Below are 13069 nucleotides of genomic sequence, written 5' to 3' on the forward strand. Positions count from 1 at the left end.
AAATGGAGGCAAGTTAAAAGAACGGGGAGCAATTTAATGAACTTTTCAATAATTACCGCATCATTTCCGATTGATATAGAAACGTATAATGAAATTAAACTGTTATGTGAAACAGCCTTTGAAACAGATAAATATAGTTATAGTTCTGTTTTAAATTTACTAGAATCTAGACAATATAATGTGAAAGGCTTTTTTGTTCTTGCTTATGATGACGAACAAGATCAGCTTGTTGGTGTAGCAAGTAGTATAGATCAAATGGGTTTAAACACTTATGAATGGTCTATATTAATAGCGCCGATGTATCGTGGAATTGGATTGGATGAAGCAATTTTAAAAGTGCTAGGTGATGGCTTGCACCAACGTGGAGCTGAAGGCGAACTTGCCCTCGTTATCGAAAATGACACTGAACGACGAAAGTTTGTTGAAAAATATGGGTATTCCTATAGTTTTTCAGAAGCAACCTTTGAAGCAAAACCCGAATCGATGGAGCTATCCAATTCAATTTCAATTCGACCTTATATTGAATCAACAGATAAAGAAGCTTTAATTACAATTTTTAGTAATGCCTTTGGTGATTTACGGGAGGAATCTATCGAATTAATTACTTATAATACGGTGACCGCAGGAAGAATTTTATGGGTTGCAGTAGTAGAAGATGAAATCGTTGGGACGGTTACTTCTTCAAAAGAAGGGGAAGTGCAATGGGTGACGGCATTGGCGGTACATCCTGAAAAACAAGGTCTAGGTATAGGTACCGCTTTGTTAAATTGGGTGAAAAATTTCGCTATGCGTAACGGAGAAAAATTAGTTATGCTGGAAGTGGAAATTGAAAACGACAGAGCCCTTGCTCTATATGAAAAAGCCGGTTTTTTAAAATCAATGCAAGTAGATTATTTTATCTATACAGGTGAATAAATAAAAGGAGCCTACAATGGAAATGAACTGAACCCTATAAAGTAGACAGTTTAATTAAAAGGGAGTTCGCCACCTATTTTAAGCGACGATTAGATGGCTTCGGTATGCTACCGGAGTCATCTTCTTTAATGTCCATTGTTTTCTTGCAGTATTGTAGTAATCCATATAATTTTCTACTATGTATTTCAAATCTTTTAAGCTCTCAGCTTCTTTGTAATCAACTTCATCTTTAAAGTGCCCGAAGAATGATTCCATCGGTGCGTTATCGAGGCAGTTTCCTCGTCGTGACATGGATTGAAGGAGACCCATTTCTTTCACACGCTGTTGGAAATCAGGGTGTGTATAATGAAAGCCTTGATCGGAATGTATCATCGCCTCTGGATGTAGGTTATCATTTATAAATTCTTCTAACTTTTTTAATGTACGGCTGACAATATCCATCTTTAGACTCGTAGATAATTCATATGCCACAATCTCTCTTGTAGCTACATCTTTAACACATGATAAATAGGCAGTTTGTCCACTTCCATATTGTAGATAGGTGATATCAGTTAAGAATACTTTACCAGGCTCATCTTGTTTAAACTGGCGATTTAAATGATTAGGTACTTGGCGATGCACTTCAGTTGCCTTCGCTAATGTACGATAAGGATTGGCACGTCTCACTTTTGAATACAAATTGAATTTGCTCATTAAACGTAATATCTTCTTGTGATTCATTGGGGTTACTAGTAATTCTGTTAAAGTCATATAAAATCCACGATAACCTATTTTTCCATTTGAGGCTTCATAAATATCCTTCAATAATAAATAATCTTGATAGTCTGCTTCATCACGTAGTACTTGCTTTCCATTGTTCTGAAGCCATTTATAATAGCCACTTGGACTAACATTCGCTATTTTACAAAGATAACGAGTCATATTTTTTAATTGATACAGACGAATCGTTTCATTAATTGCCTGATATTTCTCGCTTGGCTTTAGATTCGTTTCTTCTTCGCCTGCCTTTCCATTTCTTCGAGCTTTTTTAGGAGCGTAAGCTCCGCCTCTAATAATCGAATACGCGCTTCTGCTTTTTCTAATTTCTTTTCAGCTGACAAGTGTTCAGCCTTTGGCCGACCAGAACTTGCTTTTCCGCGTCGTTCCTCTAAAAATCCTGATTCTCCAAGTGTTTGATAGGTTTTACGCCAGCGTGCAAGGGAACTTTGAGCTTTCTTTAGACCAATAATTTCTAAATCAAACCCAGCTTCATTGAAGATCTGAGCTGGTCCTTTTCCTAATTGATTTTCCTTAACCGCTTTTATTTTAAATTCGGCTGTATATTGGATGGCGCGATCTGATACTGATGCAACATTTTGGTTTGTTTCTAATAGTCTACGTTGATGTTCATTAAAAATTATCTTACTCATAAAAATTCTCCCGTTCATAAATAGTATGTTAAGTATAACGGGGTAGTTCATTGAAGAAAATAGAAAAACCCCGAATAGGTCCACTTTTTTTAAAGTGTCCACTATTCGGGGTTCAGTTCAAAATTGTAGGTTCTATTTGTTCTTTTTTATGAATGATTCTAGCCTTTGCTAAAAACTAGATTTGAGCAAACTGTTATATTTGATATAATGTATGAATGTGAAAACTATAAAAGAGAGGTAAGTTGAATAGATTCATGGAAAATGAAAATCAAATGAGTCCCGCAAAATTAATGTGGAAAATGACTCGCCCACATACATTAACGGCAACATTCGCTCCTGTTATTTTAGGTACGGTTATTGCGTTGTTTGATACTAACATAAATTGGTTAATGTTTATGGCAATGATGATAGCATGTTTAGCTTTGCAAATCGCCACCAATTTATTTAATGAGTATTACGACTTTAAGCGTGGATTAGATACAGCAGACTCAGTAGGTATTGGTGGAGGTATTGTTCGTCATGGTTTAAAACCAAGAAATGTGTTAACAGTAGCCTTATTGTTATATGTTGTTGCTGCTTTGATCGGTGTTTATATTTGTATGAATAGTAGCTGGTGGTTAGTTGCTATTGGTTTATTTGGAATGGCGGTTGGCTATTTATATACTGGAGGTCCAATTCCGATTGCATATACACCTTTTGGAGAATTATTCTCTGGTGCATTAATGGGAACAGGTTTCGTATTAATATCGTACTTTATTCAAGCAAATACAATTACTTTAAGTTCCGTTTTAATCTCCATTCCAATTGGTATTTTAGTAGGGGCTATTAATATGTCCAATAATATTCGGGATATCGATGAGGATACAAAAGGTGGTCGAAAAACGTTAGCGATTCTCCTTGGGAGAGAAAAAGGAATCACAGTGTTAGCGGTTGCTTTTGTTATATCCTATTTATGGATTATCGCACTTGTGATAATGGGACAGATAAGTCCTTGGGCATTAGTCGTTTTACTAAGTATTAAAAAGCCGATTTCAGCTATCCAAGGCTTCAAAAAGGGAGCGACAGAGCCCCGATTTATGAAAGTAGCAATGAAATCAACAGCTATCACGAACACACTATTTGCTCTTTTATTGTCACTAGGTTTGTTTATTAGTTATATTTTCTAAGTAAATGGCGTTCCTATCGAGGAACGCTTTTTTCTTTATATGAAATATCCATTATCGAAAAATATTTCTTTATTGAAATTATCTCGAATTCGAGATAAAATGGGATTAAATAAAAAGGTCGGAGGGGAATAGGGTATGGCAACGATATTGGGGCATCATCACATTTCAATGATTACAAAAAATGCAAAAAAGAATGATGAGTTTTATAAAAATATTTTGGGCTTACGTCGAGTAAAGAAATCAGTAAATCAAGATGATCCATCTATGTATCATTTGTTTTTCGGCGATTTAATCGGTAGCCCTGGAACAGGGTTAACCTTTTTTGAAATTCCGATGGCTGGGAGAACTTACAGAGGCACGAATGCAATTACACAAATCGGTCTACTTGTTCCTTCAGAAGAAAGTTTACATTATTGGAAAGACCGATTTGAACAACTTCGAATAAAGCATGGTGAAATCACGCGTTACGCAGGGAAAAAGGCGTTACCTTTTGAAGATCCAGAAGGGTTACGATTACTATTAATCAACAACAATGGTGAACGAATACCAGAACAGTGGAGAAATTGGGACAAATCGATTGTACCGATGGAACATCAAATTTTAGGTATGGGTGCCATTGAAATTACAGTAAAAAACCGAAATAAATTGGAACGTACATTGACTGAACTTTTTGGGTATGTTGTGAAAAATCGTACAGAAGAAGAGATTCTTCTTCAATCGATCGAAGGGGAAAGCTTTGGTGAAATTGTGGTGAAACAATTAGACGGACCAAATGAAAAGCCTGGTAAAGGTAGCATACACCATTTAGCAATACGAGCAAAAGACGATGAAGAATTAGCTTATTGGGAGAAACAGGTGAAAGCTCGCGGCTTTTCTTCATCAGGGATTGTGGATCGTTATTATTTTAAAAGTTTATACTTCCGTGAATCTAACGGAATATTATTTGAAATTGCAACAGATGCTCCCGGTTTTACAGTGGATGCAGATATCGAGACTTTAGGAGAAAAATTAGACTTACCTCCATTTTTAGAAGATAGAAGAGTAGAAATTGAAAGCCAATTAGAACCATTAGATTAAGATTAGAAGTATTTAATAGAAAATAAAATTTTCTTACATTAGTCTTTTTCCTCACACCGTTTCAACTCTATAGTCATAGAGTACGACAGGGGGAGGTGGAGAGTCTAATGTTAGTAAATTTATTAATTCTTTCAATTACTTTATTAACTCTTAGTTTAGTATTATATATTGTAGGTAAACTGGCAGAGAGAGAGTGGCTAAAATATTTCTCGATAGTGCCAGCTATTGCTGGTGTTATTATCCTCATTGTCGTTGCCGTAAAATACTTCTTCCCTGGCATTATATAATGAAAATATAGAAAGAGGAGCGTCCATCTTGAATGGGCACTCCTTTTTGTATAGTCTTTTTAAGAATTCAATTTTTGAATCATTTCAACCCGATTACCAAAGGGATCTCTAAATTCAAAACGGTCGAAACCTGGTATAGGGATGCCATCTAATATTTTGATATGTTCTTGAGATAATCTTACTCTCCAATAGGAAAGATCATCCACCTCGTAAGCAATATGGGCCTTCGTTTTCGTTCTATCAAAACCATCTTCTGTTCCGACATGAATGTCCTTGTCACCAACAGTTAACCAAAATCCTCCACGGCCTTTAAGGGAATCAGGTTTTTCAATTTCTTTTAAACCTAATACATCACAATAAAAATTCTTAGCCTCATTTTCAGTTCCCTTTGGAATCGTTATTTGGATGTGATGCAAACCTTTAATCATTAAATCGCCCCTTAAGTTCTGAATTTTTAGAAATCCGACATTAATTAGTATACCATATATTTACATAAGTTAATTTTATAAATAGTTATATAAAATTATAAATATTACTTATGACAACTGTTTTTAAAACCATTTAAAACATACCCTTTGAATAAATTCTTAATAAATGGATGTCGTTTTATGGATCATTCTGTATGGAGACATAAAAAATGGAGAATAATCAATTTTTCTTTTTATATAAGTCGTTGTGAATGTACGAAAAATGGAATTCAAAGGAAAGGGGTTGAAAATTTTTGTCAACCTTGTTTACGAAGTAGCAGTTGTTAAATCGAACAACTGTCGAAAGATGTTATGGAATTAAATATTTTTCTAGAAAACATCATAGGAATAGGATGTATGGGAAAGGTGTTTTTTCATTACTTGAGTGAAAGGTTAAGGAAGGGGATTTTTTGTCAACCTAGTTTACGATAATTGTATTTTGAGAAAATACCTTTGTCGATTTATGAAGCAGTACTTATTATTTTCTCAGTAAAAGAATAAAAAAAGAATACTATTAATATGTTGAACTGAACCCTATAAAGTAGACAGTTTAATTAAAAGGGAGTTCGCCACCTATTTTAAGCGACGATTAGATGGCTTCGGTATGCTACCGGAGTCATCTTCTTTAATGTCCATTGTTTTCTTGCAGTATTGTAGTAATCCATATAATTTTCTACTATGTATTTCAAATCTTTTAAGCTCTCAGCTTCTTTGTAATCAACTTCATCTTTAAAGTGCCCGAAGAATGATTCCATCGGTGCGTTATCGAGACAGTTTCCTCGTCGTGACATGGATTGAAGGAGACCCATTTCTTTCACACGCTGTTGGAAATCAGGGTGTGTATAATGAAAGCCTTGATCGGAATGTATCATCGCCTCTGGATGTAGGTTATCATTTATAAATTCTTCTAACTTTTTTAATGTACGGCTGACAATATCCATCTTTAGACTCGTAGATAATTCATATGCCACAATCTCTCTTGTAGCTACATCTTTAACACATGATAAATAGGCAGTTTGTCCACTTCCATATTGTAGATAGGTGATATCAGTTAAGAATACTTTACCAGGCTCATCTTGTTTAAACTGGCGATTTAAATGATTAGGTACTTGGCGATGCACTTCAGTTGCCTTCGCTAATGTACGATAAGGATTGGCACGTCTCACTTTTGAATACAAATTGAATTTGCTCATTAAACGTAATATCTTCTTGTGATTCATTGGGGTTACTAGTAATTCTGTTAAAGTCATATAAAATCCACGATAACCTATTTTTCCATTCGAGGCTTCATAAATATCCTTCAATAATAAATAATCTTGATAGTCTGCTTCATCACGTAGTACTTGCTTTCCATTGTTCTGAAGCCATTTATAATAGCCACTTGGACTAACATTCGCTATTTTACAAAGATAACGAGTCATATTTTTTAATTGATACAGACGAATCGTTTCATTAATTGCCTGATATTTCTCGCTTGGCTTTAGATTCGTTTCTTCTTCGCCTGCCTTTCCATTTCTTCGAGCTTTTTTAGGAGCGTAAGCTCCGCCTCTAATAATCGAATACGCGCTTCTGCTTTTTCTAATTTCTTTTCAGCTGACAAGTGTTCAGCCTTTGGCCGACCAGAACTTGCTTTTCCGCGTCGTTCCTCTAAAAATCCTGATTCTCCAAGTGTTTGATAGGTTTTACGCCAGCGTGCAAGGGAACTTTGAGCTTTCTTTAGACCAATAATTTCTAAATCAAACCCAGCTTCATTGAAGATCTGAGCTGGTCCTTTTCCTAATTGATTTTCCTTAACCGCTTTTATTTTAAATTCGGCTGTATATTGGATGGCGCGATCTGATACTGATGCAACATTTTGGTTTGTTTCTAATAGTCTACGTTGATGTTCATTAAAAATTATCTTACTCATAAAAATTCTCCCGTTCATAAATAGTATGTTAAGTATAACGGGGTAGTTCATTGAAGAAAATAGAAAAACCCCGAATAGGTCCACTTTTTTTAAAGTGTCCACTATTCGGGGTTCAGTTCATGTGGCTTATAAATTGTTTTTTTTAAAAGTCAAGTTGAAAAAAGTTTGTCAACTTAGTTTACGATAAGTTATTTTATAAAAATAAAATGTCGATAAAACGAGAAGGTGTATCATGTTCCTAATATAACAAAAACAAAATGGAGAAAATATATTCATTATGAGAATAGGTTGAAACTAAGGAACAATGTGATGAATTTTTGTCAACTAGATTGACGAAGTTGCTATCATTGTAGCATTTGCCTGTCAGATTACGTCGTTGATAGGAATGAAAACGGCTTAAATAATGAAATAAAAAATGAATTCGACAAATGGGTAAGTCGAGTAATTAGCATTTTTTATTCGATATTCTTAAAATGAAATTATATCCCATCATTTAGATAAGGTTTCTTTTTTCTTCTCTAAATGAAAAATGGAGGGAGTAAATAGAATGAAATTAAGTGTATTAGATCAAGCGCCTGTGACGAAAGGGAATACCTCTCCAGACGCATTAATAAAAGCTGTAGAACTAGCGGAAGTGACAGAACAGTTAGGATATGAACGAATTTGGCTAGCTGAACATCATAATACGAAAGGTTTTGCAAGTTCAGCACCTGAAATAACAGCAGCCTATATAGCGGCAAAGACGAAACGAATTCGTGTTGGTACTGGTGGCACTATGATTATGCATTATTCCCCTTATAAAATGGCGGAAGTATTCAAATCATTAAGTGCTCTAGCCCCTGGAAGAATTGACTTTGGGGCAGGTCGTGCACCTGGAGGAGATCATTATGCCATGTATGCTTTGGCAGAGGGAAGACAGCCTCAGGTGAATAATTTGTACGAAAAACTGCAATGGACATTGCAATTTTTAAATGATGAAGCACCTAATAATCCTTATTACCAAAGGGTTGTTGCTTCACCTACGAATGTCATATTACCACAAAGTTGGTTGTTAGGATCCAGTGGAAATAGTGCGATACAAGCAGGTCGAATGGGGTTAGGTTACTCATATGCTCAATTTTTTAATGGCTATATGAACAAACAAATATTTGATGCTTATCGAGAAAACTTTGTTCCATCGGCATTTATGGAAAAGCCAGAAATTATGGTATCTTATTTTGTAACCGTAGCGGAAACAAGGGAAGAAGCAGAGTACGAAGCGAAGCCAGCGGATATAGCTCGTTTACTGTTTATGAGGGGTCAAGTAGATCAATTGCGAATGACACCAGAGGAAGCAAAGGACTATCCGTTAACAGAAATGGATCGGATGTGGATTGAGGATACAAGAAACCAACACTTTGTTGGAACGGCTAAGGAAGTTGCAGACCTATTGCGCCAAGAGCAACAAACTTATGGTTTTGATGAGGCGATGATCTGTACGATACCCCATTCCCAAGAAGTCCGTTTGAATGTGTATCGTTTATTAGCAAAAGAATTATTATAAATGGGTTGGAGATATCTAAAAGGTATCTCCTTCTTTTTATGGAAGGGGAAGAGCAGTTTCATAATATAGTAAACGAAAGAATAAAATAGGGTGAATGCTTGTACATATAGCAAAAATTTTAAATTGTCAGGAGTGGAAACTTGAGATTTTTGCAGGCAATATTTTTGTTCTTTTGCATCTTTATCGTGTCGTATTTATTTCTTTTTGAACGATCAGTCTTTGAAACCCTTCAATACACAATCGTCATGTGGATACTCGCCATAATGATTAAAAGATAATCTATATTTATAGAATTTTGGTGGAAGACAGGATCCTTTTATATTTCCTTACATAAAGAAAAATGTAAACTAAGTCGGTGGGGATTTTTAAGTATTATTTTAATTTTAAATGGTCGTATTAAAAAGAGATGAAAAAGGGCACATATTATATTACTAAACTGTTTGTGTAAACAATGTTGACAAAAATTACTGAAGCCGAAATGTAAATATTAAGCTTAGCAGATTCAAATTAGAACAAAATATGTGAGAATTTAGTTTAGTTATATAATAGTGCTCCCTTTACTCGGTATCAAAGTGAAACTTTTTTAGCTGTTCTTGTAGTAAATCCACTGGTATAAAAAGTCCAACGTGTCCATAGTCTCTATCTTTTAATGTAGCAAAGATTATACCTATTACCTTGCCTTCTTTATTAATAACAGGGCTACCGCTATTTCCTCTATATACAGGTGCATCCAGCATAAGTACTTCTTTATCCCAATCAGAAAGAAGGGTGGAATCGATCACTTTTCCTTCATTGGCGATTCCAGTGAAATATAATGGGTTACCTATAAAATAAATACTTTCCTTTTTGGTTGGTGTATACGTATCGGCCAATGTTAAATAAGGTAAATCCTCTTCGTCCACTTTTAATATAGCTAAATCAATTTCTGGATAAGTCTCAATTACTTCGCCTTCATAAAGCTGGTCATTTGAAAATATGACAGTAATGGTAAGGGCGTCTTCAATGACGTGATCATTTGTAACAATGTATCCATCCTCCGATATAGCGAATCCAGTCCCTTTTCCGTCATTCGTTTTAATTTCTACTACGGCTTGTTTATAAGTTTGGATGTCTTCTTGACTAGAGAGTCTTGAAGATACTTTTAAAAATTCAATGGCAGGTATAGAGAAAATTTCAAAAATAACAGCGAATGTACTAAAGGACAGCATGACGGCCATTATCCAAGCAAAAAGGCGAACCGACTTCGGTTTTTTTGTCGGTTTTTTGACGCCAGCTAACCGTTCTTGGCGCTCTTTTTCTAATGCTTTTTGTTGTTCTTCGAGAACTAGTTCGATTAATTCTTCTTCGCTAATTGGCTCAAATCCATTTTCATCCTTTGCCATACCATCCCTCCAAAAAAACTACCTAATGTCATCATATCCGATAAAGCAAACCTTTGGAAAGGGAACGGTATAGGGGAGTGAAAAGGAAATTCTACTGGAATTACCAATAATTCTCACCTTTTGTTAAAATAGAGGGGAGGGGGGCTAACATGACAATTTATATACAGACGGTAAAGAAAAATATATTTATGGTACTAATAATGATTGTACTTATGTTTTTTACATATGGATGGTGGCTTTTAATGCCATTTTTTGTTTTTCCCAGTCTATTTCTTCATCTTGGAATTCCTTCATTTCTGATCTTTATAATTATTTTTTTAAGTGTAGGTATTTTATTTTCAATCTTTTTTATTCCCTTGCATTGGTCCTTTGCAAAGGAATATGCATCAAAAAGAGATAAAAGGAAAATATCAGTATTTTTCCTTATTCAAGGGATAACTGTTTTAAGCGGAAGTATTTTAATTGTGATTGTTTTTTTTCTTTTCTATTATTTTTATAAATAAATGAGATATTTTCGAGACAATGAAATTATAAGAACAACTTTATGAGGATAATAGCGGAGGGAATAATTTTTTTAAATTGTTGTATAACTTTCTAAAATACTTTTTATATTTTTTTATAGGCTGTAATTTAGTTGTAAAAGGTGACTGGTTTATTTTGACTGCTTTTTCATGCTCTTTAGGTGTATCTTTAGGTATTGCCTTAGTTCAATATTATTCAAATAGAAAAGTGAGTCAGAGGTAACCTAATGATCAAAATTGTTTTGTTGATTTAATCATTTGTTCCCTGTTAATGCTATAGAGTTGTTCATAAATCGCTATAAAAACGTTGGTATAACAGGAGTTACGCGCACTTTAGGTGTTGCATTACTTGAACCAAAAATAGAAATGTGACATAATATAAGTTAATTGGATAGTTAAATGTTTTCTAGGGTTCCGCATGATTTCATGGTCTGGTCCGAGAGAAAACTCACAGCACTTTTGCTGTGTCACGGAAGGATAAAAGCCTGGGAGATATTTTAAATATCTCTTAGGCTTTTTTGTTTGGAGGGAGAAAAATGAAATCTTGGTTAAAAGTTTTTCTAGCTGCATTACTAGAAGTATTTTGGGTTATTGGTTTAGCCCATGCAGATGAATTGTGGGAATGGATTGGAACAATCGTTGCCATTCTTATATGTAATTATTTATTAATTAAAGCAACACAGGAACTACCAGCAGGAACGGTGTATGCTGTTTTTGTAGGGCTAGGTACAGCTGGGGCAGTTCTTTCCGAAATCATATTTTTTGATGAACCGTTTCATATTATTAAAATTTTATTAATCGGTTTGTTATTAGTAGGTGTCATTGGATTGAAGTTAGTGACAGACGAAGGTCAGAAGGAGGATGAAGAATAATGGCGTGGTTATCGTTAATTGTTGCTGGGGTTTTTGAAACTTTTGGTGTCGCGATGTTAAATCAATATAGCGTAAGTAGAAGTTGGAAGCCACTCGTTTTTCTATTCCTTGGCTTTTTTATCAGCTTAACGTTGCTTAACTATTCAATGAATACAATACCAATGGGCACGGCCTATGCCATTTGGACGGGTATCGGTGTTGTAGGGGGAACCATAGTCGGAATGCTTTTTTATGGTGAATCTAAGGATTGGAAACGTATTTTATTTATTTTTATTATTTTATGTGCCAGCATTGGATTGAAGTTAGTTTCATAAAAAAGGAAAGCTCTGAGGTTTATAAATACCCCAGAGCTTTTGTTTTGAATCAAACTAAAGAGTAATTACCATATCCCATAAAAAAACACATCCACTAATGTGAAGGTGATATGGGAAAGTCAGAAGGTCATCCTTTACTAATGGTTAACCCTTTTCTGTTAGAAATACTTAAACTCATCGTATCACTATTTACCCAAATTATTTCATTCTCTAAACTTTCAATAAAGACACCTGAGAATGTATTTCCATTTCTGTCAATGACGGTAATACGATCTCCCAGTCGGAGATAAGAATAAGGGTTTTGCACTAACAGTTCTCTTAGTTGTAGAATGTTTTCTAATAACTGATTGTATTGTTCTTGATTTTGTAATTGGTGCTCGATATGCATTTGATTTTGAGAAGTTAACTCATTTTGTAAATTCGATCCCATGTTTTGGATATTTCTTAGTATTGTTTGTAATGTATTGGATAAATGATTAAATTGTTCGTTCATATTCGTTTGTAATTGATTTTGGCCGTTTAACAATCTTTCTTGAGTTTGTTTCAATTGACTTGATAAAGGTCTCATTTCCTGAAGCATTTGTTGATTATTCATTAAAAGATGGCGTTGTTGAAGAAGCATTTGTCTTAGTTCATTGTTTAATCTGTTTACTGTAAGTTCTTGATTATCGGAAAGGGTATCAACTACCCCATTTAAATTCTGGATTTCATTAATCACTGTTTTCTTAAAGGATTGATAACTATTCGAGAGTTCTGCCAACGTATTATTTAAAGTACCTTGTTGTATTTTAGTTTGAATGGAGCTTTGGCAAATGTGTTTATTCATACATTGAAGCTGTTCCAAAATCATTTCATGCTGTTGTTGTGCCGCCAACATAAACTCACTTAATGTATTCGATACAAACGTATGTTGGTTATTGGATTCAACGTTAGAATCGTCTTTTAACCTATATAAATTGTTCACGATGGGTGAATAATAAATGGGGGTTTCCATGTGAATTCTCCTGTCTTTGTGGACATAGTTATTAATACTATATGGAATGACTAGGTGGATGTGACAGGACAGAAGCCTATATGTATCGTTTATTAACAATAAAAAAGAGGCTGGGACAAAACCCACCTCTGAAATGAAAAGCCGGTGAAATTTTACGATAAGTAAAATTTCACCGGCTTTGATTATTTTAAATAAAAAATAAGGACCACTTCT

Annotated in this window: 13 protein-coding genes and 1 riboswitch; of the genes, 8 read left to right on the plus strand and 5 right to left on the minus strand. The window is 34.6% G+C overall.

Features of this window, described 5'->3' with window-relative positions; all coding sequences use genetic code 11:
- Positions 1 to 36 precede the first annotated feature (36 nt).
- Positions 37 to 915, plus strand: a complete 879-nt coding sequence (locus MHH69_RS01375) for a GNAT family N-acetyltransferase (RefSeq protein WP_341361551.1) — start codon at positions 37 to 39, stop codon at positions 913 to 915.
- 78 nt (positions 916 to 993) lie between these two features.
- Here the strand turns inward: MHH69_RS01375 and MHH69_RS01380 are convergent.
- Positions 994 to 2324, minus strand: a protein-coding gene (locus MHH69_RS01380; protein WP_341361552.1) for an IS3 family transposase whose coding sequence is annotated in 2 segments (ribosomal slippage) — positions 994 to 1946 and positions 1946 to 2324 — 1332 coding nt in all. Because the reading frame shifts where the segments join, the coding sequence is not laid out codon by codon here.
- A gap of 254 nt (positions 2325 to 2578) precedes the next feature.
- Here MHH69_RS01380 and MHH69_RS01385 point away from each other — a divergent pair.
- From MHH69_RS01385 to MHH69_RS01395, 3 genes are all read left to right on the plus strand, one after another.
- Positions 2579 to 3490 carry a 1,4-dihydroxy-2-naphthoate polyprenyltransferase gene (locus MHH69_RS01385; RefSeq protein ID WP_341362938.1) on the plus strand — a complete coding sequence of 304 codons (912 nt, stop codon included), beginning with the start codon at positions 2579 to 2581 and terminating at the stop codon, positions 3488 to 3490.
- A gap of 135 nt (positions 3491 to 3625) precedes the next feature.
- Positions 3626 to 4567, plus strand: coding sequence for a ring-cleaving dioxygenase (locus tag MHH69_RS01390; protein WP_122971828.1), 942 nt, complete (start codon positions 3626 to 3628; stop codon positions 4565 to 4567).
- 107 nt (positions 4568 to 4674) lie between these two features.
- The gene (locus tag MHH69_RS01395) at positions 4675 to 4854 is read left to right on the plus strand and encodes a hypothetical protein (protein WP_122971829.1); all 180 of its coding nucleotides are present in this window, start codon (positions 4675 to 4677) and stop codon (positions 4852 to 4854) included.
- Positions 4855 to 4913: 59 nt separating this feature from the next.
- Here MHH69_RS01395 and MHH69_RS01400 read toward each other — a convergent pair whose 3' ends face one another.
- Positions 4914 to 5282 carry a VOC family protein gene (locus MHH69_RS01400; RefSeq protein ID WP_341361553.1) on the minus strand — a complete coding sequence of 123 codons (369 nt, stop codon included), beginning with the start codon at positions 5280 to 5282 and terminating at the stop codon, positions 4914 to 4916.
- Between the two features lie 617 nt (positions 5283 to 5899).
- Positions 5900 to 7230, minus strand: a protein-coding gene (locus MHH69_RS01405) for an IS3 family transposase (RefSeq protein ID WP_341361552.1) whose coding sequence is annotated in 2 segments (ribosomal slippage) — positions 5900 to 6852 and positions 6852 to 7230 — 1332 coding nt in all. Because the reading frame shifts where the segments join, the coding sequence is not laid out codon by codon here.
- Between the two features lie 547 nt (positions 7231 to 7777).
- Here MHH69_RS01405 and MHH69_RS01410 point away from each other — a divergent pair.
- Complete coding sequence (locus MHH69_RS01410) at positions 7778 to 8773, plus strand: LLM class flavin-dependent oxidoreductase (protein ID WP_122971831.1); 996 nt, start codon at positions 7778 to 7780, stop codon at positions 8771 to 8773.
- 557 nt (positions 8774 to 9330) lie between these two features.
- Here MHH69_RS01410 and MHH69_RS01415 read toward each other — a convergent pair.
- A complete protein-coding gene (locus MHH69_RS01415; RefSeq protein ID WP_122971832.1) occupies positions 9331 to 10155 on the minus strand; it encodes a S1C family serine protease in 825 nt (274 codons plus the stop codon).
- A gap of 149 nt (positions 10156 to 10304) precedes the next feature.
- On the opposite strand from MHH69_RS01415, the gene MHH69_RS01420 reads away from it, so the two are divergent.
- From MHH69_RS01420 to MHH69_RS01430, 3 genes are all read left to right on the plus strand, one after another.
- Positions 10305 to 10658 carry a hypothetical protein gene (locus MHH69_RS01420; RefSeq protein WP_341361554.1) on the plus strand — a complete coding sequence of 118 codons (354 nt, stop codon included), beginning with the start codon at positions 10305 to 10307 and terminating at the stop codon, positions 10656 to 10658.
- Between the two features lie 413 nt (positions 10659 to 11071).
- Positions 11072 to 11170, plus strand: a riboswitch (guanidine-I (ykkC/yxkD leader).
- Positions 11171 to 11212: 42 nt separating this feature from the next.
- Positions 11213 to 11548 (plus strand): DMT family transporter, encoded by a 336-nt coding sequence (locus MHH69_RS01425; RefSeq protein ID WP_122972785.1) that lies wholly within the window; start codon positions 11213 to 11215, stop codon positions 11546 to 11548.
- Positions 11548 to 11862: a DMT family transporter gene (locus MHH69_RS01430; RefSeq protein ID WP_122972786.1), complete on the plus strand. Its 315-nt coding sequence runs from the start codon at positions 11548 to 11550 to the stop codon at positions 11860 to 11862. The genes MHH69_RS01425 and MHH69_RS01430 overlap by 1 nt, the downstream gene beginning before the upstream one ends.
- A gap of 127 nt (positions 11863 to 11989) precedes the next feature.
- On the opposite strand, the gene MHH69_RS01435 is transcribed toward MHH69_RS01430, so the two are convergent.
- Positions 11990 to 12856 carry a hypothetical protein gene (locus tag MHH69_RS01435; RefSeq protein ID WP_122972787.1) on the minus strand — a complete coding sequence of 289 codons (867 nt, stop codon included), beginning with the start codon at positions 12854 to 12856 and terminating at the stop codon, positions 11990 to 11992.
- Between the last annotated feature and the right edge of the window lie 213 nt (positions 12857 to 13069).

Source organism: Ureibacillus sp. FSL E2-3493 (assembly GCF_038077515.1).
GTDB classification, from domain to species: domain Bacteria; phylum Bacillota; class Bacilli; order Bacillales_A; family Planococcaceae; genus Ureibacillus; species Ureibacillus halotolerans.